This is a genomic window from Paenibacillus sp. J22R3 (genome assembly GCF_056269305.1).
In genome coordinates this window covers 223,845-247,712 of the sequence record NZ_JBWDNS010000005.1, presented here as the reverse complement: position 1 = coordinate 247,712, position 23,868 = coordinate 223,845, and the positions used below count along the sequence as shown (strand labels likewise).

The window sequence follows — 23,868 nt, the reverse complement described above, 5'->3', positions numbered from 1 at the left end:
GGAATACGGTTTAAGATCTTCATGGTTACGGCGGCGCTGCTGGTCGTATCGGCCTTACTTATCTATTTAACCCTCTACTTCATGCTGCCGGGTTATTACAAGAACATCAAGCAATCCCGTCTGGAGAGCAGCTTCAGCGAACTGGTGAAACAGATCGACGGCGTGAGTGCGGCTGATGCCATTCCGCTGATGGCGAAGTTTGGTCAAGAGCATAATGCGGCGCTCATGATTCGTGATAAGGAGGGGCAGGGGTATTATATCCCGCCGAGTTATCGGGGAATGAACGGCTGGCTGTCCCGTAATGCGAGTTACCTTGGTATGCGAAAGCAGCTTGAAGCGGGTCGGGTGATCGATGGCCGTGAGATTACGAAAGGGCCCGGCGACGGTAATGGCGGCGGCCCGAACATGCAAATGCTGAGCGTCGATAAGACGATTAAATTCGCAGAAAGCGACGATCCTTACACCCTGTCAGTGGATGCCCCGCTGCAGCCAATCGGGGAAGCGGCCGATGTGATATTGCTATTCCTGCCGTATATGCTGATCCCGATTCTATTGATTGCGGTTGGCGGAGCGCTTATCTATTCCCGGCTAATCGCACGGCCGCTTCTCTCGCTTAATCGAGTGGCCAAACGGTTGGCCAAACTCGACTTCTCCGTTACGAAGCCTGCGCTGAACACGAAGGACGAGCTGGGTGAGCTGTCGTTTAGCCTCAGCAAATTAGCGGTTAATTTGCAGCTGACGATGGGGGAGCTGCAGGATGCGAACGCCCAGCTCAAGAGCGATATCGAGCAGGAACGTGAGCAGGAAGCGAAACGGCGGGAATTCGTGGCGACGATTTCCCATGAACTCAAGACGCCGATAACGGCGGTCAGCGGTCAATTGGAGGCGATGATTGCTAATGTGGGCTCCTACCGCGATCGGGACAGATATTTGCGCCAATCGTATACGATCATGCAGGATATGGATAAGCTTGTGCACGAGATTCTGGAGCTGTCCAAGCTGGAAAGCCGGGATTTCCGTCCGCTGATGCGCAAGGTGGATCTAACTGAATTGGTGCGGGAATCGATGAATAGTATGAGCTACTTGGCAGATGTCAAACATATGCAGCTGGAGGTTGAGCTGCCGGAGGAAGCGATGATTACGGCCGATGAGCGGCTCATGTCGAAGGCGGTATCGAACATTATTACGAATGCCGTTCAATATTCCGGGGATGCGGAGCGGGTCGTTGTTCGACTATCGGAAGAGGTGCCTGCTGCCAATGAGCAGCGTGATCCTTGTACCTGGTATAGACTTGAAGTGCTGAACACCGGTGTGCAGGTAGAGGAATCGAAGCTGCCTCGATTGTTCGAGCCTTTCTACCGGGCAGAGCAGTCACGCAGCCGCTCAACCGGCGGCAGCGGACTTGGTCTCTATATTGTCAGCAAAGTACTGGATGCTCATGGCGCTGAATATAGCATTGCCAATACGGCCGAAGGAGTGCGCTTCAGCGTAAGGGTGCAGGGAGCGGCTTGAGGGTGTAAAGGGAAGCAGGAACCGGACATTAGATTCTGTCGCGAACGACAGCTAATGTCCGGTTTTTGAGTTGTTCAATTTCAGCGATAAGGGCGGACCGTTTCGCTGCATAATGAGCCTTAATCCCTTCATCCTTCAGCGCCGCTAAATTGATCTCTACCGTTAAGAGCGCAGCTTGCGCGGCGGCTTCAAGCAGCACAGCACCGATTCCCAGGTCTGAGATGACATGCGCATTCGTGCAGGAAGCAATGCTTAGCGTCGACTGCAGCGCCGCGCTGCATACCTCCATCAGTCGGAGCGGGGCTTCGATGGCGGCAATGGTTGCGTCATGGAGCGCCTCTTGACGAAGCGATTTCTCAGCCTCGCTTTGCTTGGGCAGCTTCAGTGCAAGCATATAACCGTCAAAGGCTGCCATGTCGGAGGCGAGCATAGCTTCACATGAAGTGGATAGTCGGCTCATCTCGTTCAAGGTCGCATTGATTTCGAGACGAGCATCCGCGTATTTCTCCCCTTGCGAGAGATGTGCCGCCATTGCCGTCATGGCTGTGCCGAGCGCTGCGGCAAGTGCGGCTGCGCTTCCGCCGCCCGGCGTCGGGTCGGAGCTGGCCGCCTTCTCTAGGAAGCGGCGAATGGAATCATCCCACGTTACAGTAGACATCGTTACGCATCCCCTTTCAGAGACATCTGGATATCGATAGCTCTCATCAGATTGCGATACAGGATCGCCGTCGTTAAGGTGCCAACGCCACCGGGAACCGGCGAGACAGCCGCTGCCGCATCTCCCAGATCTGCAGCTGCATCACCGGTGATCGTACCATCGGCAAGCTCGTTAATACCTGCGTCGATGACCGTTAAGCCCGGATGCGCCATGTCCTTCGTAATCACCTCCGGCTTGCCAACCGCAACGATGGCGATTTCCGCATGCTTCAAATGAGCGCCTAGATCAGGCGTCCTGGAATGACAAACGGTCACGGTAGCATTCTCGCGTTGAAGGAGATGGAACAACGGCAGCCCGACCGTCTGCCCTCTGCCTACTAAAGCCACGTTGCGTCCTTCTAACTGGTACCCGTAATGCTTAAGAAGTCCGATGCAAGCCTGCGGCGTTGCGGGCTGCAACCCTTTATCACTACCGGTGTAAACCGCCAGCTTATTCGACGGTGTAACACCGTCGATATCCTTGGCAGGGGCAATGCAAGCCTCAATGGCAGCTGCCGATAGATGCGCGGGCAGAGGGAGCTCAAGCATGATGCCGTGAATGTCTTCATCCGCATTCAGCGCTGTGATGACGCGCTTCAATTCCTCTTCCGAGACATCGGTTCCGAAAGTATGGAGCTGAAACGATATGCCCAGCTTCTCGGCAATCTTCTGCTTGGAGCGTGCATAATAAGCTGAAGCAGGATCTCCTTCGACTAGTAGTGTCGCCAGAGAAGGCTGGTTTCCATTCTTCTTCCATTCCTCTACGCGGGCCGCTATTTCCGAATACATAAGCTCTGCCGCTTCTTTCGCTTTCAAGACAATGGCCATAGAGATCTTCTCCCTCAAATTGGAATTGAGTGACCTGCATGTACGAAAAAAAGCATTCGCGGGCAGGCTCGTCGCAAGACATAGCCAGCCGCAAATACTTCTCCCCAGGCGAACGGTGTATTTCGATCCGCATGCTCCCTCGTGGTTCATTCCACTGATTTCGCCAGTTGCATGCAGCGTTATTTTCCTAGAGTGTAGCATGCAGAGGTGTCTTTGAACAGGGCTGTGCTATAATGTTGCTGGATATTGGGAACATGCGAAAGGAGCAAAGCAACTGTGCTGATAAACTGGTTCTATCCCAATTGGCTGCGGAATCAAGTGATTCGCAACAAAATCATCGCCATTTATATTCCGCTTATCATTGTGCCGCTGCTTGTGCTGGGTTTTGCGTCCAACAGCATTTATACGAATGCGATCGTCGATAAGACGATCAGTAACGTGAGCGACAACTCCTCGCTGATCATCACGCGAATGAATGGGATCATGACGAATGCGGAGAGCTGCGCGAATATCTTGACGATTAACTTAAACCGCGTCATTCAAGACCATAACAAAGGGGAAATCAGCCGGGAGCGCTCGCTGCTGCTGTCGACCTTGATTACCAATCAGCTTAGTTTTGCGCTGCTCGTCTTCCCGGATGTCGAGAGCGCTGCATTCATTGATACCTATGGCACGATCTATGGCACCTCGGCTGCGATTGAGAACGCGGGTGAGCCGCAGCCGGAGACACTTCTGCAAACCGCAATGCTGAAGCGCATTCGGGAAACGACTGGTCAGAACATCTGGTTTCCGATGGATAAGAGAAACTTTCTTACACTCGGGGCAGATGAGCCGGTGCTTACGGTGGGTAAGAAAATCAACAACATCTACACCGGCCAGGAGCTCGGTCTGTTGGTGCTTAATGTGAAGGAACAATCGCTCTCGGCGATTTACAATAACATCGGTACGGACCAGAGCGGCAGCTACATGCTGACCGATCAAGCCGGAACGATCGTCTCCTCGACAGACAAGGAACAGCTGCTGAAGCCCGTTGAAGATCAGGCGCTGCGGCAGTGGATCAATGAGACGAACAGCGGCTCGACAATCGATCGGTTCCAAGGGGACAAGCTGCTTGTGATCAGCTCGGAGATGCCGAAGTTCGGCTGGAAGCTGATCTCCATGGAGCCGTTTAACGCGTTGACAGCAGATAATCGCAAAATCACGGCGCTCATTATGACGATCGGCTTCTTCTGCTTCTTGTTCGCGCTGATGGGTGCCGGCATTCTGAATCGACTCATTGCCAGGCCTATCGTGCTGCTGACCAAGTATATGAAGCTGGTGAAAGAAGGGAATTTTACCATCCAACTGCCGGTCAAATCGAATGACGAGCTGGGGCTGCTCGCATCCGGCTTTAATACGATGCTTACTCGCATTAATCAGTTACTGGATAATGTGCGGTTCGAGCAGAAGAAGAAACGGGAGTATGAGCTTGCTCTGATTCAATCTCAAATAAAGCCTCATTTCTTATACAATACGCTCGATGTCATTTATACCCTCTCGGAGATCGGGCGGGTCAAGGATGTGCAGCGCACAACCAAATCGCTCGCCGACTATTACCGGATCGTCTTAAGCCAGGGGAAAGAGGCGATTCCCCTTCAGGATGAGCTGCAGGGACTGCGCGATTATTTGGCCATTCAGCGAATTCGGTATGCCGATGTGTTTGATTACCAAATCGACGTGCAGCCGGAAGTGCTCTCCTGCACGGTGCTGAAACTGACGCTGCAGCCGCTCGTGGAGAATGCCATCTATCATGGCCTGAAGACGAAGGGGGAGTTTGGCCACCTCATCGTGACAGGCGGCATCGAAGGGCAGGATTTGCTGCTCACCGTGAAGGACGACGGAGTCGGAATTCCGCAGCACCGCCTGGAGACCTTGCTGCAGCCAAGCGCGGATACCGCCAAGACATCGGCAGTCGCGCCGTTGTCCGCTGCCGGAAATACGGGGAGCTCGTTCGGGATGCGCAGCGTGGACAGCCGGATTAAGTTGTATTTTGGCGAGGGGTATGGACTGACGCTGATCAGTGAACCCGGCGTGGGAACAGAGATACAAGTACGATTGCCAATGGAGCAGCAGGAAGAGACGGGAGGCGGCAAACATGTTGAATTTACTGATCGCAGATGATGAGTCGATCTTCCGCGAGTATTTGCGCACGGTGCTGGACTGGGAGTTATATGGCTATCGAATCATTGGTGAAGCGAAGAACGGGCTTGAAGCGCTCGAAATCGCCCGGAAGATAACGCCGGATATCGCGCTTGTCGATATTACGATGCCATTCATGGATGGGCTGGAGCTGGCTCAGCGTTTGAAGGAAGATTACCCCGGCATCAGCATCGTGCTGATCACGGGACATAATGAATTCGACTATGCGAGGCGTGCGCTGAAGCTCGGTGTCGAGGACTATATCTTAAAGCCATTCTCCAAGGATGAGCTGACGCTTACGCTGCTGAAGCTGCAGGAGCATCACCGCAAACAGAGGGAAGAGCAGTCGACGCATCTGAAGAATTTGCAGCTGATGAAGGAGAGCGTGCTGAACCGGCTGGTCAGCGGAGAATTAGCCGAACATGAGGATGTGCTTCTGCAGCAGCTCAGCTCCTATCAGCTGCGGCTGGATGCCAAAGCTTATGCGGTCGCTTGTATCGAGATCGATGAGATTGATCGCAAGTGGGGCGAGGTCAGCGAACGGCTGCTATGGAAATATGCCGTGACCAACATTCTTGCCGAAGCGATGGAGGATTCCGGCGGGAAGCCTGTTATCTTCAATGGACCGGAAGGGCGAATTATCTGTCTGTATGGCTTGGCGCACGGTGCTGGGGCTGCTGCAGTTACTTCGCAATCGCCGCAGCCGGAGCTTCCGAAGCTGGAGCCGTTCGAGAAGCTGTGCATGCTGATTAAGCGATATTTGAAACTCACGATTACGATCGGCGTTGGCCAAATCTATAGCGGAATTAGCGGCATACGCTGCTCTTACGAAGAGGCGCTAACGGCGCTGCAGAACAAGTTTGTGCTGGGTAATGACCGCGTCATCGCCTTCGGGCAGCATATCTCGAAGGAAGGAACAGGCGTGCAATATCCGCCGGAGCTTGGCGATGAGCTGCAGCTGCTGCTGCGTGCACAAGATGATGTGAGAATTGAGGCTAAGCTAAGCGAGCTGTTCCGGCTGATCCGGGAGAAGAAGCTGTCGATCGACTATACCTACGTAATCTGCATGAGCCTCGTATCGGTCTGTCTCGGTTATGTCAGCGAAGCGGGTCAGCCGATTGAGGATTGCTTCGGTGAGCATTTCTTCCCGTATCACGAAATCCGCGAGCTGGCCTCCATAGACGAAGCCGAGCGGTGGATGAAGGAGCTGTTCACCAAGGCCGTTCACTATACGAGGCGTTACAAGAAGACACGGTCGTCTATTATAGCCCAGGCGGCCAAAACCTTCATCGAAGAGCAATACGGCGATGCCGAGCTTGGCGTAGAGAAGGTTGCCCAGCATGTGTTCATCAACGCCAGCTACTTGCGCGCCGTGTTTAAGAAAGAGAACGGGATGACCGTCACGGATTACATTACGCATATTCGGATGAATAAAGCGAAGGAGCTGCTCGGAGCAGGCAACCGCAAGCTGTCGGATATCGCGGAGAGTATCGGATACAGCGACGGCAGCTACTTCAGCAAAAGCTTCAAGAAGTTCTTCGGTTGGTCGCCGAGCGAATACGAGAATCGGATAAAAGGGAATGAAACGATGCGCGGATAATACAAAACGCCATCGTTTTTTCCATTATCGGGGGTGAAAGGGCATTTTATAATGAGAAACGTAAGGGATGCACACAGTATTAGGGGAGGGTATTAAAGATGAAAAAATGGACACTAATGCTTATTTCAGCTGTGATGGTAACAAGTTTGGCGGCCTGCGGCTCGAATAACGACACAGACAAGAATGCGACGAATACGGGCAGCAACAACAAGCCGGCAGAAGAAGGCACAAACGCGCCAGCCGAGAATACAGAGCCGGTTAAGCTGCGGATTTACGCGCAATATGCGGATGACGATACGAAGAAGCCTTACGATTATGCAGTCGCTGAGCTGAAGAAGGAAATGCCGAATGTGGAGCTGGAGCTTGACGTGCAGGCGCAAGATGATGGACAGAAGCTCAAAACGTATGCAGCGACAGGCAATTTGCCGGATATTTTCCAAGCGGGTCTTGATATTATCAATACGATGAAGAAATCAGGCAACATTCTGGAGCTTGACCAATATGCCGACAAATTCGGTTTCAAGGACAAAATGCAGCCGAGTGCCATGAATACGCTCGTCACGGAAGACGGCCATATCTACGCCTTCCCGTATGCCGGCAATGAGCTGGCGCTGATGTTCTACAACAAGGAGCTCTTCGAGACCAATAACGTGAAGGTGCCGACAACCTACGATGAGCTGATGACGGCCGTTAAAGCATTCAATGAGAAAGGTATTACACCGCTCTCCCTATTTGCGAAAGAGAAATGGCCGACCGTTGCCCTGTTCGATATGTTCGCGACTCGCACGGAGCCGGCGGGCATTACGAAGCTGGACAAAGGCGAGGCAAAAGCAAGCGATCCGGCGTTCAAGCAAGCAGCGGAGCAAATCGTAACGCTTGTACGTGCAGGCTTGCTGCCGAAAGGCGCAACGAACCTCAACTACGACCAAGCGGCAGCGCTGTTCCATGAAGGAAAAGCGGCGATGTTCGTCAACGGTCAGTGGGAAATCGATGCCTCGACCAAAGCGCTTGGCGACAAATTGGGCTACATGTACATCCCGGCAGCGGATGCAGCGGCGTATGATGGTGCCAAATTGAACTTCAGCGGCGGCGGCGGTCCTGGCGGCTACGCGGTCAGCTCGGCAACGAAAGACCCAGAGCTTGCGGCGAAAGTAGCAGCGTTCATCGCAGAGAAGTATGCGGAGTACAAATACACCGAGCGCGGTACGCCGTTCGTGGCAACGAAGGTCGATAAAGCGATCATCAACAAATTCCCGACGATCATGGAGCAGCTGGCTACAGATATTCCGAACATGAAAACAACCTCGTTCGCATGGGGTCTGAGCAATCCGAAGTTTAAAGCGGCGATTGAGGATGCTTCGCAGAATTTGATGACAGGCAACTATACGGCAGATCAGTTCGTGCAAGACGTTGACAGTGCAATTGAAGCTTCGAAGTAAGGAAGCGGCTTGAAACATGAGGTTTGAAGCGCCGTCCGATAGCGGTGCGGCGCGTAAGCTTTAACCGGAAAAACCCATGCCGGCTTCCCGGTATGGGTTTTTCTTCTCTAAACGGATGATTTCATAACAAAGGAAGTGGCGGCATGAGAAAATACCTGGGCAACAAGACGGCAATTCTACTGTTTATTTTACCGGCCCTTTTACTATATACCGTTGTTGTGTTCTATCCTGTCGTGCAGGTCTTCTACCGAAGCTTGCTGGATTGGGACGGTTTGACCCAAGGGAAGTTCATCTTCCTCGACAACTATAAGCGATTGTTCCATGACCGCATATTCCGAACATCCGTGTATAACGGTGCGATGTTTGCGGTAGTTATTGCGGTTGTGCAGATTATTATCGGCACGCTGCTTGCCTTCGCCGTAGCGGAAATTGCGATGCGCGGCCGTAAATTCGTGCGGATCAGCGTATTTATTCCCGTCGTGCTGTCGATCACGGTCGTGTGTCAGCTGTGGCTTGCGATGTACAACGGTGAGTATGGTTTGCTGAACAAGCTGTTCGAGGCGCTTGGCCTCTCGTATCGGCAGGATTGGCTGACGAATGAGAAGACAGCGATCTTTGCACTTGCAGCCGTTAATGCCTGGCAGTACATGGGGTATCACTTCGCGCTGCTGCTCGCGGCAGTCAAATCAGTGCCGGAGCATTACATGGAAGCGGCACGGATCGATGGAGCCAACAAGCTGCAGGCCCATGCCCGCATTACGATTCCTCTGCTCTCTGAAACCTATAAGTTCTGCTTGGTGCTGGCGCTTACGGGCGGCTTGAATGCTTTTGCCAACATGTTCATTATGACTGGCGGCGGTCCGGGCACAACAACGTATACGCTCACTTACATGATGTATCGTTCGGCGTTCCGGGTAGGCGAGTTTGGTTATGGCAGCGCCTCGGCAGCATTTCTCGTTATTGAATGTTTGGTGATTACGCTGCTGATTAACCGGCTTATCGCGCGCGATCCCATCGTATACTAGGAAGGAGATGTCACCTATGAGAATGTTCAAACTGAAGCACCCCGTGTCCAATCTGATGATTTGGTTGTACGCCTTGCTCTCTATTTATCCTTTGTTCTGGATGATCGCGTACTCGCTCAAAGACAATAATGAGATCTTCGTCACCAATCCGTTTGGATTGCCGACGCATTTCCGTTTCGAGAATTATGTGACCGCTTGGCGAAGCTTTAATGTGCCGCAGTACTTTACGAATAGCGTTATTGTATCGATAGCTACGGTTGTCGGAAGTCTATCGCTTGCGGTGCTGTTCGCGTATGCGGTCGCTCGTATGAAATGGCGGCTTAGCGGAGCAGCCAGAGTCTATATGACGATCGGGATGTTTGTACCGGTGCAGGTCATTATGATTCCGCTCGCGATTCTGATGCGCGACTTTCATCTGGCGAATTCCTATGCCACGCTGATTGTTCCTTATATTGCGTTCAATCTTTCTTTTGCCACCTTGGTGTTCTACGGTTTCTTCCGCAGTATTCCGGTTGAACTCGAAGAATCGGCTTGCATCGACGGGGCATCGATCTATCGGGCGTTCTTCAGCATTATGTTGCCGATTATACGACCTGCGGTTGCGACGATGATCATTTTCGTATTTCTGGCTGCGTGGAATGAATTTCCTATTGCGCTTATACTGATAACTAAAGAGTCTTTGAAAACATTGCCGCTTGGCTTACTCTTCTTCCAAGGTCAATTCACGACGGACTGGGGTGCGATGGGCGCGGCGATGACGATTGCCAGCTTGCCGACATTGCTGATGTATATGCTCTTTAGCGAGCAAGTGGAAAATGCGCTTACGGTCGGTTCGGCGGTTAAGGGGTAATGATTCCATTTATTTCGGATGTACGGTAAAGGGGGAATGAACGGCATGGGCGAATCTTTCTCGGTGGAGCACCGGGCGGCGCGTCTAGAGCGAATGTCATCGGAGCTGCTCGATGTGCTTATCATCGGGGGCGGCATTACGGGGGCCGGCATCGCGTGGGATGCATCGCGGCGCGGTCTTCGGACAGGTCTTGTGGAGATGGGCGATTTTGCGCAAGGTACGAGCAGCCGCTCGACCAAGCTGGTGCATGGCGGACTGCGATATTTGAAGCAAGGTGAAGTTAAGCTGGTTGCCGAGGTAGGTCGCGAACGGGCGCTGCTGCACAAGCATGCGCCGCATGTCGTGACGCCGACACCGATGCTGATGCCGGTTTATAAAGGCGGCACCTACGGGTATTTGGCTTCTTCCATTGGCTTGTATATTTATGACAGACTTGCAGGCGTTAAGCGTGCGGAGCGGCGTAAAATGTATCGGCGTGAGCAAACGGAAGCGCTGGAGCCGCTGCTGAAGCGGGAGGGACTGCGCGGTTCGGGCTACTATTATGAGTACCGGACCGACGATGCGAGGCTGACGCTTGAGGTGATGAAGACCGCTCATCGGCATGGCGCGGAGATCGTGAACTATGCCAAAGTGGAAGAGATGCTGTATCGAGACGGCGTCGTGTGCGGCGCTCGAATTGCGGATGTGCGCAGCGGCAAGCATTATGACGTCTATGCGCGGAAGATCGTGAATGCGGCAGGTCCTTGGGTCGATCATGTGCGCAGACTGGACGGCGAAGTGACGGGCAAAAGGCTGCTGTTGACCAAGGGCGTGCATTTGGTTGTAGGCGGTGAGCGACTGCCGGTGCAGCAGGCGGTTTATATCGATGTGCCGGATGGCCGGATGATCTTCATCATTCCGCGGGACGGCAAAACCTATATCGGGACGACGGATACGTTCTATCACGGCGAACCCGGTTCCGTTGTGACGACGCGCGCGGACCGCGGTTATCTGTTACATGCGGCGAATGCCGCTTTTCCTACGGCGAAGCTTACGGAAGCGGATGTAGAGTCATGCTGGGCAGGAGTTCGGCCGCTCATTCACGAAGATGGAAAGAGCCCCTCGGAAATTTCCCGGAAGGACGAAATGTTCATTTCGGAGAAAGGGCTTATTACAATCGCAGGCGGCAAGCTGACAGGCTTCCGCAAAATGGCCGAGAAGGTCGTGGATCTCGTCGCAGATGAGATTAAACGCGGTACCGGACGGAAGTTCGGCCGCTGCACGACAGGGGATGAAATGCTCTCCGGCGGCGATTATGGCGGGTATCGTTCGTTCGACGAGCTTCGTGCGGAATTGCTGAACCAAGGATTGAAGCTAGGTGTGCCGCAGGAGGATTTGAAGATCTGGATTGCGCGATATGGCAGCAATGCCGCGCATTTATTGGCGCGTTATTCCGCGCTTCGGGAAGCGGACAGCGGGGACTCCGGTGTTGCTGCGGGAGCTGCCGGCGTTGTGGCGATGGCAGGATCGACCGGAGCCGGCGGCTCGGCTGGCGCAGGAGCGGGAGCTTCGGCAAAAGGGCCGGCTCCGGCAGCGACCAAAGCGGTGGCTGGACGTATTACGGTGGCGGTTGGCGCGACTGGAGCGGCTGGATCTGCGGCTGCGGGGCAGGCTTCCTCCGGGTTCGGAGGAGCATCTATTAATTGGGATCGCACCTTGCGAGCGGAGCTCGATTACGCGATTGAGGAAGAGATGACCTGCAGCGCGGTTGATTTCCTGCTGCGGCGGACGAGTATGATATTGTTTGACCGCAAACGGGCAGAAACGCTGGTACAGCCTGTCCTTCGATTGATGGGGCAGCGCTTTGGCTGGAATGATGCACAGGGCAAGGCGGAATTGGCCCGCGTGCAGGCGGAATTCAAGGCGGTTACGGAATTTCCCGAATTGGTGCAAGAATAGGTTGAAGGTGAAGGCTTGTAACGGGGAGCGAAGACAATGGAGCGCTATATATTAGCTTTGGACGAGGGAACGACCTCCTGCCGGGCGATCCTGTTTGATGAGCAAGGGCGTGCTGCCGGATCCGCGCAGCACGAGTTTGCCTCTGTATTCCCGCAGGCTGGTTGGGTGGAACAGGATGCAAATGAGATTTGGCAGAAGCAGCTGCAAGTGATGCGGGATGCGGCGGCCGGCGTTGGCGTGGAGCAGATTCGCGCGATCGGGATTACGAATCAGCGTGAAACGCTTGTGGTCTGGGACGCCCAAACCGGCGAGCCGCTTCATCCTGCGATCGTATGGCAGTGCCGCCGGACGAGCGCGCTATGCGAAGCGCTGAAAGCCGATGGCTGGGAGGATGAGGTGCGCGCGCGAACCGGCCTGCTGCTCGATCCGTATTTCTCCGGCACGAAGCTGAAGTGGCTGCTGGATACCGTGCCGGGGCTTCGCGAGCAAGCGGAGCAGGGGCAAGCGCTGGCCGGAACGATAGACAGCTGGCTGATCTGGAAGCTGACGGAAGGTGCCGTGCATGCTACGGATGTTTCCAATGCGTCGCGGACGATGCTGTATAACATTCATACGCTGGAATGGGATGCCGACATCTTGGCGAAGCTCGGTATTCCGGCTGCCATGCTGCCGGAGGTGAAGCCGTCCAGCGGCATATTCGGGTATACGCGTTCGCTTGGCGATGGAGCAGGCGGCGATGCAGCAGGTTCGAGCTCGCAAGCAGCGGGGATTCCGATCGCAGGCGTGGCAGGCGATCAGCAAGCCGCGCTGTTCGGGCAGGGCTGCTTCGATACCGGCATGGCGAAGAATACGTACGGGACGGGCTGCTTCCTGCTCAAGAACACCGGCGACGCGCCGGTTGCATCGGCGAAAGGGCTGCTCACGACGATTGCGTGGCAGATTGACGGCCGGACTACCTACGCGCTCGAAGGCAGCGTGTTCACGGCAGGCTCCGTCATGCAGTGGCTGCGCGACGGGCTCGGTCTGATTGCGCATGCATCAGACAGCGAAGCGCTGGCCGCGTCGGTCGCGGATACGCTTGGCGTCTACTTCGTGCCCGCGTTTACCGGGCTTGGCACGCCGTATTGGAACGCGGATGCGCGCGGCATGATCACAGGTCTTACCCGCGGCGCGACTTCGGCTCATCTGGTGCGCGCGGCGCTCGAGTCAATTGCGTATCAGACGGCGGACGTGCTGAACACGATGACCGAGGAGTCCGGATTGCCGCTGACGGAGCTGCGGGTAGACGGTGGGGCAGTTGCGAATGGGCTGCTCATGCAATTCCAAGCCGATTTGCTCGGCGTATCTGTCATTAGGCCGGTTCTGCTTGAAACGACTGCGCTTGGCGCCGCATATCTGGCCGGGCTCGGCGTAGGGTTCTGGAGCGGCATGGATGAGCTGCGCGGATTATGGGCGCTCGATCGCACCTTCGAACCGGAGCTTGATGAAGCGTGGCGCGGTGAAGTATACGGGGGCTGGAAGAGAGCCGTCGGCTATCAGCTGTAGGCTGGGTACCAGGTACCCCACATTGGCGGGAAAGCAGCGAACTAACAACAAGTAGCGGTATCCAAATAAAAAAAATGACGGCGCAGAGATATTAGCGCCGTCATTTTTTCTACTTAAGAGAGCCGATCATAAAGCGGCTAATTTTCCTGGATGTCGCCCGTATTCGTAATGACACATTTTACCTTGATTTCCGGTATGAGCCGGGGGTAATACGTTTCGCGCCATAGCTTGAGCTTGGAGAAGGCCAACTTGTTCCGGAAAATTTCGCCCGTCCCCAGCGAATCCGATTTGCTGGCTTGCAGCTTCTTGAATAATTGCTTGTACCGTTTCTCCATCGCCTCCGATAACGCGCTTTCGATTTGCTGCTCGGACATGTTGCCGTTGTTCTCGAGCAGATGCAGCGACAGCTTCAAGCGCATATTCAGCACGGGCTTTCCGTCCCGCCAAGACGTGCGAAGACGATTATCGCAATTGACGATGGACACGCTGGCTTGATGGGCGGTTTCGACTACGGAGCCTTGGAACAGCTCGTCGTATAAGTTCACCAGCAGCGATTGCTCCTGCGAAATTTCGCCCACCATTTTTTCCTTCGACATGATGGCCGAACCAACGAATTCCATCATGGTCGATTTGCCCGATTGCAGAATCGGAATCGTGACATCCTGCGTATCCGAGTGGATGGCGCCGAAGGTTTCCCAGAGGTAGGCAAGATTGATTTCGGGGCTCCAGCCGGCGTTCTTATTGAAAAAATTCATTAATGCGCTTCCGTCAGTCTGGATGGATTTTCCGGTATGATTGAGAAATTGCTCTATATTTTGCGAGGTGATGGCCACAAGCGCTTTCGTCGGCATATGCTGGCTTCGTATCATATAAGCCATTTCGTCCCGGATGCCGTCTACGGCGACTTTGCGGTCGAACAAAACCAGCTGCAGATGCATGAAGTCGATGCCGGCTTCGATGTTGGTATCGATTTGGGTCAGCGCTTTGCTGATCGTGTCGGCCTCCTCGTAATGCACCTTGGATATGAGCTTTCGGCCATACGGAAGCGGAACTTGAATAAAAACCCGATATTTCTTTGCCTCCCCGTAAGAGATGCCCATCACGATAGGAAGCATGCGATGGTTTACATCTTTGATGTCCCAGCAGGCGGTTAAGGAGAGCATGCAGAGGAGCAACAACACAGCTGTACGTGCCCGGCGCATCATTCAGTCAAAACCCGCTTTCCCTCCTGAGCGGCAATCGATCTTCCCCGTAAGAAGACGGCGATCGGAATGACCGCGTAAATCAACAGGCGGAACCACGTATCGGCGGCAAAGACCCGGATGTAATCGTTCCAGCTTGGAATGACGAAGCTGATTATGAAGACAACGAGGCTAAGAGAAATCCGGATGTAGGTCTCGCGCCAAGCCGGAATCATCTTGCGAATCAGGAGCGCGGAAGACCACAGAGAGAACGAACTGAGCGTCATGACGAATGCAAGCAGCGCAACGGCATAAAACAGCGAAATCCGGTTGAACACCGTCCATGTAATATTAACGGAGTCGAAGCTGGTCATGAGCGGGAAATTCATAATCTTCGCCGCATTGAGGCCATAAATGACGATTGGAATATACAGGACGACAACGTGCAGCAACGATATTAAGACGAAGCTGATTAAGATTGGCCGTATCTTCACCTTGCACACGGGAGGCAGCATGCCTAGAAGCAGGAACGGACAGATCGAGAACAGCGTTATTAAAAAGGTGCTATTCGACAAAAAGTCCATACTCGGATTGATAAGCGGGTAAACGCGCACGAATTTGGCATTTTGAAAGCATGCGAATATGGCGAATAACAGCACAGGAAAGTTAATTAACGTGAGTAGGGTGCTGCCTCTCATAATGCCCTGCGGTCCGATTGATGCTCCGAAGAACATAAGCAGGCAGAGCACAGCCAAGATGACGTGAAGCGGTGAGCTCGAGATAAAAACGATAATCATCAGTTCGGCAAAATAACGCAGCGCCAAAATCGGAATAAGCATGATGAACCCGGTCAGCGGCACGATCAACGCGGCGCTAATCCATTTGCCAAGGGGCAGAAACAGGTCGGCGTAATCTTTGTTCCCGGCTTTGCGGAACCCCAGCAGCAGCAGCAGAAGGAGTAACAGTTCGATCCCCATACTCAAGCATACAGGCTCCCAATGGCCGTATTCGGTCGTTTCCAGCATCGAACGCGTAAAGGCGGCAAACAGGATGCTGCAGTGGGCGGCTATAAAGAATATAGGAGCAGTCATAGTGGCGACCCATCGATGCATCAATTGCGACACTTCTTTCTTGGAGTCATTGTTCTTGCTTCTTTCGCAGAGAGAAAATCCATGAACGGAACGCCAAACCGCTCCAGGCTGCACACGTAGTAGCAGATGGCGATAAAGGCGACGAATAAGCCGAAGATCCCGAATACGCCCGAAAGGATAACGACCCCTGACCGCAGCATCCGCACGATCAGCGTATTCAAGTAGTTTGGAAAAGCAAAATGAGCCGTCACCGAGGCTGCAAGCACGATGATGACGAGGTTGCTTACGAGCTTGGCGTCAACGATGGCCTGGCCGAGAATAATGCCGCCGATCAAGCAGTTCGTCGATGCGATGGTTTTGGGCAGACGCTGCGTCGCTTCGATGATGATTTCGCTGATTATTAGAAGCAGCAGCATCTCGAGAAACGTCGGCAGCGGTATGCCGATCCGGCTTTCGGCGATTGAAAGGGCGAGCTCGATCCGCAGCGTCTCGGGATTAACGGATACAAGAGCTACATATAGCCCTGGTATCAGCAGTGCGACCAGAATGCTGAGCAAGCGCAAGCCGCGCAGGAGCAGCATGATGGGTATAGGGAATTGTCTGTCCCATTCCAATGCAATGAAATCACTGAATACCAATGGAAGCACGTACGCGGTCGGCTCGCCGTCGATCAGCAGAAGGACTCTGCCTTGCATCATGGAAGCGACGGCTTGTCCGGGCAGCTCCGTTTTATGATAAGGAGACAACAAATGATAGCGGCTTTGGCCGAAGATGCGGATGAGGTCCTGTCCGTTCCGGACGTCTTGCTTCGAAGCCTTCTTCAAGGCATTCTTGGCGGTTTCGAGCAAATCTCGATCCACGTCTTCCGATAGATACACCAAGGCAGCTTGCTTCTGAGCAACACCTTGGAAGTGAAGAATCTCGATCTGGAGCTCGGTTGAATCAATCGTTCTGCGCAGAATGCCCATGTTGGTGGTTAAGGGCTCCATGAAGGCGATCGCTGACGAGAAGGGGAGGAACTCGTTTTCCGCTTTATCAATGGCACGTTCGAGCTGCTTGAGCTTGCCTTGAAAACTGAATGCGCGATTTGCCGTCGCGTCGATCAAGACGACCTTCCCCTGCAGCAAAAGATCCATAGTAGCAGGTGTCCAAGCTTGCCCTAATAAGCGCGCGCAGATTTCCTCGAAGCCGGAATCCGTGCCGATGCCGCAGTTCGAGATAAACGAAATGGTTTCCTCCCAGTTCACAAGGGATTCGTAGCCGGCCATCCACAGTGTGATCGATCCCACTTGGAGCTGATCGATTCTTAAGTCGTGCTGGGTTTTTGTTTGCTTTTGCAGCGTTTCGACATAGGCTTCCATAGCTACACCTCTCGAAGTATTTTTTTCCAAGCGGAGGAAAAATATGCACCGGGTCGAATGTATTACGGCATATGCAGCTATCAAAGGAGGAACAATCCGTGGAACGTTCGATACCGCAGCTTCTGGTCAGTCTTGATGGCAAAGAAATCGATTCGGCAGGGGAATGGAAGGAGCGGCGCAGGCCCGAGCTGCTTGAGCTATTCGCTGAGCATGTTTACGGCAGGCAGCCGGTGAGTCGGCCGCAATGGATGATCTTCGCCGTTGCTGCGCAAGAGCCGTGCTTAGATGGCAAGGCCGTCCGCAAGAACATCGATATACATTTCGTAGGGGATGGCGAAGGAGAAAGCGGCGGCCAAGGCCGCATTCGCTTAACCTTGTATGTTCCTGCCGATTCTGGCGGAGCCGAGAAGAAGCGGTGGCCCGTGTTTCTGCTGCTCGATCACGGCAGGCTGTCTGCGGTGCGGGAAGGAGAATCGCCTTCCACGCCTTTCTGGCCGGTGGAGCAAATTATCGACAGCGGGTATGGCACGGCGATGATTGCCGCCGAGGACATCGATCCCGACGAGCATGATGGCTTCCGTAACGGGGTGCACGGGTTGTTTGATCCGAAGGATCGCCCTCGCGCCGGGGATTCATGGGGCACGATCTCCGCATGGGCGTGGGGGCTTAGCCGCGCCATGGACTATTTGGAGACGGATCCGGACGTCGATTCGGCCCGGGTTGCCGTCATCGGCCATTCTCGCGGGGGCAAAACCGCGCTCTGGGCCGGCGCGCTCGACGAACGTTTTGCAATGGTCGTCAGCAATGAGTCCGGCTGCACCGGCGCGGCGATTTCGCGGGGGAAAGTCGGGGAGCGCGTTCATCAGATTAACTCGTACTTCCCGCATTGGTTCTCGGAGAACTATAAAAGCTACAATGAACGCGAGGATGAGCTGCCGGTTGATCAGCATATGCTGCTAGCGCTGATTGCACCGCGGCTGCTCTATGTTTCGAGCGCGGCGGAAGATGAGTGGGCTGATCCGGCATCCGAGTATCTATCCTTGCAGCAAGCAGAGCCCGCGTACCGGTTGTTCGAGGCTGACGGACTGGCGGCAGAGCCGTTTCCGGAGCTGGATACACCGCTGTATACCGAGCGCTGCGGCTATCATATTCGCGCGGGCAAGCATGATTTGACCGAGGTGGATTGGACGTATATTTTAGCTTTTGCAGACGGTCGATTATAGGAAAAAGAAAGAGCAGACGGGTACTTCGTAGTCAGAAGTATCCGCCTGCTCTTGTTTATTGCTGCTGCGCTTTACGCCAGCTTAAGTCGAATCACATTCCATGACGCTTTGCCGAGGGATGCTGCCACGCCGCTGCCTTCAATAACTGCATTGCCGCCGGTATGAGGAGCGACACGGTTTGGCGCTTCCAGTGTATTAGCGGCTTTCAAGTCATCGCTTTCCAGCACGATATGCTCAAGGATACGAGCTTCGCCGAAGCTGCGCAGATCGATTTCGAGCGGCAGCGATTCGCTTAAGTGGCGGTTAACGGCAAACACCGTTACTTCGCCGGCCTCCGTATTGTGTACGGCAACCGCGTCAAGGTACGGGACGTCGGTGTAATCTTTTGCATCATATTTCGGCGAAGAAGTAAGGGGCACAAGGACCGTACCGCGTCCGAAAATACTAGCGTGCATATAAGGATAATAGATGGTCTGCTTCCAAGCTCCGCCGCCGTTTGCCGTCATAATTGGCGCGATAACGTTAACGAGCTGCGCGAGGCAGGCCATTTTGACGCGATCGGCTCGCTTTAACATACTGATCAGCATGCTTCCGACAAGCAGCGCATCCTCGTGATTATAAACATCTTCGAGCTGCGGCGGTGCAATGGACCATGGCTCGATACGGGAGTCGGCCTCGTTGGAGTGATACCACACGTTCCACTCATCGAAGGAGAGATTCATCCGTTTCTTGCTTCGTTTCGTCGCTTGTACGTAGTCGCAGGTGGAGATGACGGTATTGATGAAGGAATCCATACCCATGGATTGGGCCAAGAAGTTCGACGTATCTTTGTCCCTGTTGCCGTAGTATTGGTGCAGGGAGATGTAGTCGACCTCATTGTAGCAAAGGTCCAGCACCGTGCGCTCCCACTCTGGGAACGTAGCCATGCCGAGGTTGGAGCTGCCGCAGGCAACCACTTCTATGGAAGGGTCCACCCATTTCATTACCTTCGCGCTCTCGGCGGCGATTCGGCCATACTCTGTGGCGGTTTTGGCCCCGATTTGCCAAGGTCCGTCCATCTCGTTGCCCAGACACCAGGTTTTGATGCCGTGCGGCTGTTTATAACCATGTGCAATGCGCAGGTCGCTTAATTGCGAACCGGAGGGATGGTTGGCATATTCGACAAGTTGACGTGCTTCATCGGGACCGCGCGTTCCCAGATTGACGGCCATCATCGGCGCAGTGTTCGCTTTGCGGCACCAGTCCACAAACTCATTGAGCCCGAACAAATTCGGTTCAATGGTCCGCCATGCGAGTTCAAGGCGCCTTGGGCGCAGCTCGATCGGTCCAACGCCATCCTCCCAGTTATAGCCGGAGACGAAGTTTCCTCCCGGGTACCGAACGACCGGTACATCGATGCCTTTGATCAGCTCCAGCACATCGCCGCGAAAGCCTTGCTCATCCGCAGTCGCATGACCCGGCTCATAAATTCCCCCGTATACCGCGCGCCCCAGATGCTCGACGAACGAACCGAATATCCGTGGATCGACCTCGCCAATCGTAAAATCCTTATCGACTATCATTTTCGCTTTCAGTGACATGCGGGGATTCACCTCTTCATCATTGAATTGGATTGGATTGCATTGGATTAATGAAATAATTAATTAATTAATATATAATAGATCCATCTACCGCTAATTAAACCGCAATTCGGGTGGCACGTGCAAGCTTTTCTTTTTGCAGGAATTGAATTAATATATCTGTTAACTAAAGCGAGACGGAAGGACCGTACACGATGATCAAAGCGAACCTGGACCGCAAATGGCTCCCTCTTTACGAAGCGCTTGCAAGTGATGTGCGACTGCGCATCCTGGAGCTTCTTACGGTGCAGCCTATGAATATTAAGGAGCTTGCAGCTGCACTCGGCTTAAGCAGCGCGATCTTGACCATGCACGCCAAGAAGCTGGAGAAAGGCGGTCTCATCGAGACCAAGCTTGTTCGGCGAGGAGGCGGTACGCACAAAATCTGTTCGCTTGCTGCCGGCCACGTGGAAATTACCATTCCGCAGACTGTTGAGCCGAAACGGGAGTATCATGAGGTGTCGATTCCGGTAGGCCACTATACCGCTTTCGAGGTGCATCCTACCTGTGGTCTTGCAACCTCCGAGCACATCATCGGCCAATTCGATGATCCGCGTTATTTCATGGAACCGGAACGGATGCACGCGCAAATTTTGTGGTTTGGCAAAGGGTATGTGGAATACCGCATCCCCAATTATGTGCTGCAGGGGCAAGCACTCGAGGAAATTGAGATCTCGGTTGAGATCGGCTCGGAATACCCGGGTGTCCGCGTGGACTGGCCATCAGACATTCATTTTCATTTAAACGATACGCTGCTTGGCGTCTGGACCAGTCCCGGCGATTCCGGCGAAGGGCGCGGCCGCTTGACCCCTTCTTGGTGGAGTGTCAATCAATATGGCTGGCTTAAAGTGATTCGGGTTACGAACCACGGGACGTTCATCGATGGTCAGCGCTTGTCGAATGTGTCGCTGCAGGATATTGTGATGACGCGTAATGATTGGCTGCTCCGACTGGCTGTACCGGAAGGTGCCGAGCACGTCGGCGGATTGACCATCTACGGTGAAGGCTTCGGCAACTACAATCAATCGATCGTATTTCGAACCTACCGCAGTTTGGGACAGTAATATTAAGGTGTTTAGCAGCTAGGTGATGAGGGTGAAAATGTGCAAAAAGTGGTAAAAGGTTTAGGGGCGGTTGAAGAGCTACCCGGAGATCGGTTTTATTATCCGGTCACGTCTCATGAGGATGAGTCGGACTTATGTGATATGGAAATTCGCTCGTTATTCGGCTTCGATCCAGATAATGGTTGTGTGATAAGCGATAAAAACATAGAACCGGGGAGAAGTCCGTTTATCCGCGGGAAACTCAGTATTGGGCTCGAAGCAGACGACTCTGCCGGTATTGCAGCACAGGTTGCGGATGCCGTTCGGCTTGAGGGAAGAACGTTCAAAGTCGTGTTTGTCGGGGGCGGCGATGAGCGTGTGTCGTTTGATTTCGACCGCCAGCGGGCGATCGAGAAGGAGATCGGCTGGCAGATCGTTGGCAAAGCGGAGATGCGGCGGCCCGATCGGTTATTTGGCGTAGCCTACGCGGATGGACGCTACCTATTCGGGGAGTATGAGAAAAGCGAGGCGCTGTGGCTAAAGTACAACGATAAACCGCAGCCGTATTCCACTGCGCTTAGTACGCGTGTGGCACGGGCAGTCGTGAATATTGCCGCGCCGACGACGGATGAGCAGGTGGTCGACCCATGCTGCGGCATCGGCACGGTCATTATCGAGGCATTGTCGATGGGCATCTCCATCGTTGGCTTCGACAATAACCCGCTGGCGTTGAAGGGAGCCCGTATTAATCTGGCTCACTTCGGCATGCCGGACGTGGTCAAGCTCGCGGATATGACGACGCTAGAACCGAGTGATTTACTCTCACGGGGGGCTGGCGACGCAGCGTCAGGTGGCACAGGGTCTGGCGGCAATCGACGCGCCTTCGATTCGGCGATCATCGATCTGCCTTACAATCTGTGCTCGAAGCTGCCGTCTGCGGAGCGGGTGGCTATGCTCCGCAGCGCGGGCCGCTTGGCGAAGCGCGTCATCATCGTCACGACGGAGCACATCGACGAAGATATTGCGGAAGTCGGCTTCACCATCACCGACCGCTGCATCGTCCGCAAGGGCAAGTTCGAGCGGCAAGTCATAGCCTGCCGCGTGCAATAGCTCAGGCGGTGCAAAGGTTGGAGGTGTCGAGCAAAGTAGATAATGCGGAGTGGTGGAAGTTAACTTTCAGAGTGGCTCCCAGGACAACACATTGGTGGTGAAATGGTGAGTTCGGCGAAAGAGTAGAACCCAGGACAACACAAGAGTAGCTCCTAAGTATAAGAAGCATACCCAGAGGTCTACATGGAAGCCAAAGCATCTAATTTCGAGGAAGAAGCCTACCCAGAGGTCTACATGGAAGCGGAAGCAGCGAATTTTCGTGCAGAAGTCTGCCCGGAGAGTTGTTTTCATAGCAGCACTATGGTGGGAAAGCGACGAATGAAGCAGATACGGCATAATTAGTTGAAGATCGGTTTGGAGTAACTTTTGGTGGGTGTGAGAGGTAACGGTTACCGCTCATGAGCAGCTATCGAGGTTATTGCGGGCAAGTGAGGTACGTGGTACCTCTCATGCGCCGGGAATGGTGGATATCGGCTGAAGAGAGGTACACAGTACCGCTCATACATGCGCCTCACCTACGCCAAATGGCCCGACAGCGCAAGGGCCACTCAGTCGGCGAGCCAATAATAAGAAGAAGGGCCGGACATCCGCAGGATGTCTGGCCCTTCTTCGCTAATGACGTTCCTAATCGCTGTACCCGATTTAGATCAGCAGCTTCCTACCCGCTGTACCCGATCTTCACGAACAGCTCCATCTTCCCGCCGGCCTCCAGCATCGGGAGTTCATCTCTGCTCACCAGCTCGCCGTTCAGTGCCATCCATGGCTCGACGCAGACGAACGGGGAGCCGTTCACCTGCCACAGCACCACGTATTTGAACGCATCACTGTAAGCTAACGAAACGGTTCCACGGCCATCGGGGCCGGGGAAGGTAATGGAACGCGCATCAGCATCAAGCAAAGCGACGGATTCTTTCAAGCCATCAAGTGAGATCACGCCGTCGATGGATTTAACCTCATTGTCGTTATAATCCAAATAACGCGTCGCATCCGTGCCATACACCAGATCCTTCGACTCCGAACGGAAGTACGGATGGAATCCCGCATAGAACGGCATCGGAGAGTCCGACAGGTTGCTGTACGTCTGGCGGATTTGCAGCTCGCCTTCAACGAGCGCATAAGTGAACAACAGCTCAAACTGCCAAGGATACTCGGTCAGTGTTGCCTCGCTGCTGCGCAAACGTACCGTCACTGCGGCTTCGCCCGCATCGGAGTCGCTAACAACTTCCCAAGCACGATTCCGCGCAACACCGTGATTACGCATCGAATAAACCGTGCCATTCCATTCATATTGCCCGCCGGGCAGCTGACCGCAGATCGGGAAAAGAATCGGATTACCGCCGCGGATATTCGCCTCCGGATCAAGGTAGGTCGCTTTATCAAGATAGAACAGCTCCTCGCCGCCCAGCATGCAGCTGGTTGCAATCGCACCTCGCTCAGGACAGATCGTAACCGAAGAATTCGTGACGGAATCCGTCAACGTGTATATTGTATATGTTCCATCGTGTTGTGATTGTACTTCATAGCGGTTCTGACTCATTGTGGAAGCCTCCTAAGTATGGTTATTTGCGAACAAGCATACCATATTGCAGCGGTGTACTAAAACGACAGAGCTTCTCCATGGGCAAACAA

18 protein-coding genes and 1 riboswitch are annotated in these 23,868 nt (G+C 54.0%); of the genes, 11 read left to right on the top strand and 7 right to left on the bottom strand.

Going from position 1 to position 23,868, the window contains the following annotated elements; genetic code table 11:
* Window positions 1–21 precede the first annotated feature (21 nt).
* On the top strand, window positions 22–1,512 hold the full coding sequence (locus tag AC0YN4_RS22325) for a sensor histidine kinase (protein ID WP_475836809.1): 1,491 nt from the start codon (window positions 22–24) through the stop codon (window positions 1,510–1,512).
* A 28-nt stretch (window positions 1,513–1,540) separates the two neighbouring features.
* On the opposite strand, the gene AC0YN4_RS22320 is transcribed toward AC0YN4_RS22325, so the two are convergent.
* Window positions 1,541–2,170 carry a cyclodeaminase/cyclohydrolase family protein gene (locus AC0YN4_RS22320; protein ID WP_475782678.1) on the bottom strand — a complete coding sequence of 210 codons (630 nt, stop codon included), beginning with the start codon at window positions 2,168–2,170 and terminating at the stop codon, window positions 1,541–1,543.
* A 2-nt stretch (window positions 2,171–2,172) separates the two neighbouring features.
* Window positions 2,173–3,036, bottom strand: a complete 864-nt coding sequence (locus tag AC0YN4_RS22315) for a bifunctional 5,10-methylenetetrahydrofolate dehydrogenase/5,10-methenyltetrahydrofolate cyclohydrolase (RefSeq protein ID WP_475782677.1) — start codon at window positions 3,034–3,036, stop codon at window positions 2,173–2,175.
* A 95-nt stretch (window positions 3,037–3,131) separates the two neighbouring features.
* Window positions 3,132–3,217: riboswitch (ZMP/ZTP riboswitch) on the bottom strand.
* A 95-nt stretch (window positions 3,218–3,312) separates the two neighbouring features.
* Between AC0YN4_RS22315 and AC0YN4_RS22310 the strand changes: the two genes are divergently transcribed.
* From AC0YN4_RS22310 to glpK, 7 genes are all read left to right on the top strand, one after another.
* Window positions 3,313–5,196, top strand: a complete 1,884-nt coding sequence (locus AC0YN4_RS22310) for a sensor histidine kinase (RefSeq protein ID WP_475836808.1) — start codon at window positions 3,313–3,315, stop codon at window positions 5,194–5,196.
* A complete protein-coding gene (locus AC0YN4_RS22305; RefSeq protein WP_475782675.1) occupies window positions 5,171–6,814 on the top strand; it encodes a response regulator in 1,644 nt (547 codons plus the stop codon). The genes AC0YN4_RS22310 and AC0YN4_RS22305 overlap by 26 nt, the downstream gene beginning before the upstream one ends.
* 98 nt (window positions 6,815–6,912) lie before the next feature.
* A complete protein-coding gene (locus AC0YN4_RS22300) occupies window positions 6,913–8,253 on the top strand; it encodes an ABC transporter substrate-binding protein (protein ID WP_475782674.1) in 1,341 nt (446 codons plus the stop codon).
* Between the two features lie 143 nt (window positions 8,254–8,396).
* Window positions 8,397–9,278 (top strand): carbohydrate ABC transporter permease, encoded by an 882-nt coding sequence (locus AC0YN4_RS22295; protein WP_475782673.1) that lies wholly within the window; start codon window positions 8,397–8,399, stop codon window positions 9,276–9,278.
* A 16-nt stretch (window positions 9,279–9,294) separates the two neighbouring features.
* The gene (locus AC0YN4_RS22290) at window positions 9,295–10,128 is read left to right on the top strand and encodes a carbohydrate ABC transporter permease (RefSeq protein WP_475782672.1); all 834 of its coding nucleotides are present in this window, start codon (window positions 9,295–9,297) and stop codon (window positions 10,126–10,128) included.
* A gap of 45 nt (window positions 10,129–10,173) precedes the next feature.
* Complete coding sequence (locus AC0YN4_RS22285) at window positions 10,174–12,066, top strand: glycerol-3-phosphate dehydrogenase/oxidase (protein ID WP_475782671.1); 1,893 nt, start codon at window positions 10,174–10,176, stop codon at window positions 12,064–12,066.
* Window positions 12,067–12,102: 36 nt separating this feature from the next.
* Window positions 12,103–13,611 carry a glycerol kinase GlpK gene (gene glpK, locus AC0YN4_RS22280; RefSeq protein ID WP_475782670.1) on the top strand — a complete coding sequence of 503 codons (1,509 nt, stop codon included), beginning with the start codon at window positions 12,103–12,105 and terminating at the stop codon, window positions 13,609–13,611.
* 137 nt (window positions 13,612–13,748) lie between these two features.
* Here the strand turns inward: glpK and AC0YN4_RS22275 are convergent, their stop codons facing one another.
* From AC0YN4_RS22275 to AC0YN4_RS22265, 3 genes are read right to left on the bottom strand one after another with little or no spacing between them, the layout of a single operon-like run.
* A complete protein-coding gene (locus AC0YN4_RS22275; RefSeq protein ID WP_475782669.1) occupies window positions 13,749–14,816 on the bottom strand; it encodes a Ger(x)C family spore germination protein in 1,068 nt (355 codons plus the stop codon).
* The gene (locus AC0YN4_RS22270; RefSeq protein ID WP_475836807.1) at window positions 14,813–15,883 is read right to left on the bottom strand and encodes a GerAB/ArcD/ProY family transporter; all 1,071 of its coding nucleotides are present in this window, start codon (window positions 15,881–15,883) and stop codon (window positions 14,813–14,815) included. The genes AC0YN4_RS22275 and AC0YN4_RS22270 overlap by 4 nt, the downstream gene beginning before the upstream one ends.
* 20 nt (window positions 15,884–15,903) lie before the next feature.
* Complete coding sequence (locus tag AC0YN4_RS22265; RefSeq protein WP_475782668.1) at window positions 15,904–17,244, bottom strand: spore germination protein; 1,341 nt, start codon at window positions 17,242–17,244, stop codon at window positions 15,904–15,906.
* A 98-nt stretch (window positions 17,245–17,342) separates the two neighbouring features.
* On the opposite strand from AC0YN4_RS22265, the gene AC0YN4_RS22260 reads away from it, so the two are divergent.
* Window positions 17,343–18,467: an alpha/beta hydrolase family protein gene (locus tag AC0YN4_RS22260; RefSeq protein WP_475782667.1), complete on the top strand. Its 1,125-nt coding sequence runs from the start codon at window positions 17,343–17,345 to the stop codon at window positions 18,465–18,467.
* A 71-nt stretch (window positions 18,468–18,538) separates the two neighbouring features.
* On the opposite strand, the gene arfA is transcribed toward AC0YN4_RS22260, so the two are convergent.
* Entirely contained in the window at window positions 18,539–20,047 is a 1,509-nt protein-coding gene (gene arfA / locus AC0YN4_RS22255) for an arabinosylfuranosidase ArfA (RefSeq protein ID WP_475782666.1), read from the bottom strand.
* A gap of 194 nt (window positions 20,048–20,241) precedes the next feature.
* On the opposite strand from arfA, the gene AC0YN4_RS22250 reads away from it, so the two are divergent.
* Window positions 20,242–21,150: an ArsR/SmtB family transcription factor gene (locus AC0YN4_RS22250; protein WP_475782665.1), complete on the top strand. Its 909-nt coding sequence runs from the start codon at window positions 20,242–20,244 to the stop codon at window positions 21,148–21,150.
* 39 nt (window positions 21,151–21,189) lie between these two features.
* Window positions 21,190–22,239 carry a TRM11 family SAM-dependent methyltransferase gene (locus tag AC0YN4_RS22245; protein WP_475782664.1) on the top strand — a complete coding sequence of 350 codons (1,050 nt, stop codon included), beginning with the start codon at window positions 21,190–21,192 and terminating at the stop codon, window positions 22,237–22,239.
* A 658-nt stretch (window positions 22,240–22,897) separates the two neighbouring features.
* Here AC0YN4_RS22245 and AC0YN4_RS22240 read toward each other — a convergent pair.
* Window positions 22,898–23,776, bottom strand: coding sequence for an aldose epimerase family protein (locus AC0YN4_RS22240; RefSeq protein WP_475782663.1), 879 nt, complete (start codon window positions 23,774–23,776; stop codon window positions 22,898–22,900).
* Window positions 23,777–23,868: the final 92 nt, after the last annotated feature.

Coding starts and splice junctions, on each gene's coding strand:
- AC0YN4_RS22285 (WP_475782671.1), top strand. CDS start 10,174: ATGGGCGAATCTTTCTCGGTGGAGCACCGGGCGGCGCGTCTAGAGCGA.
- AC0YN4_RS22275 (WP_475782669.1), bottom strand. CDS start 14,816: ATGATGCGCCGGGCACGTACAGCTGTGTTGTTGCTCCTCTGCATGCTC.
- AC0YN4_RS22305 (WP_475782675.1), top strand. CDS start 5,171: ATGTTGAATTTACTGATCGCAGATGATGAGTCGATCTTCCGCGAGTAT.
- AC0YN4_RS22315 (WP_475782677.1), bottom strand. CDS start 3,036: ATGGCCATTGTCTTGAAAGCGAAAGAAGCGGCAGAGCTTATGTATTCG.
- AC0YN4_RS22300 (WP_475782674.1), top strand. CDS start 6,913: ATGAAAAAATGGACACTAATGCTTATTTCAGCTGTGATGGTAACAAGT.
- arfA (WP_475782666.1), bottom strand. CDS start 20,047: ATGTCACTGAAAGCGAAAATGATAGTCGATAAGGATTTTACGATTGGC.
- AC0YN4_RS22320 (WP_475782678.1), bottom strand. CDS start 2,170: ATGTCTACTGTAACGTGGGATGATTCCATTCGCCGCTTCCTAGAGAAG.
- glpK (WP_475782670.1), top strand. CDS start 12,103: ATGGAGCGCTATATATTAGCTTTGGACGAGGGAACGACCTCCTGCCGG.
- AC0YN4_RS22290 (WP_475782672.1), top strand. CDS start 9,295: ATGAGAATGTTCAAACTGAAGCACCCCGTGTCCAATCTGATGATTTGG.
- AC0YN4_RS22325 (WP_475836809.1), top strand. CDS start 22: ATGGTTACGGCGGCGCTGCTGGTCGTATCGGCCTTACTTATCTATTTA.
- AC0YN4_RS22250 (WP_475782665.1), top strand. CDS start 20,242: ATGATCAAAGCGAACCTGGACCGCAAATGGCTCCCTCTTTACGAAGCG.
- AC0YN4_RS22295 (WP_475782673.1), top strand. CDS start 8,397: ATGAGAAAATACCTGGGCAACAAGACGGCAATTCTACTGTTTATTTTA.
- AC0YN4_RS22270 (WP_475836807.1), bottom strand. CDS start 15,883: ATGACTGCTCCTATATTCTTTATAGCCGCCCACTGCAGCATCCTGTTT.
- AC0YN4_RS22240 (WP_475782663.1), bottom strand. CDS start 23,776: ATGAGTCAGAACCGCTATGAAGTACAATCACAACACGATGGAACATAT.
- AC0YN4_RS22265 (WP_475782668.1), bottom strand. CDS start 17,244: ATGGAAGCCTATGTCGAAACGCTGCAAAAGCAAACAAAAACCCAGCAC.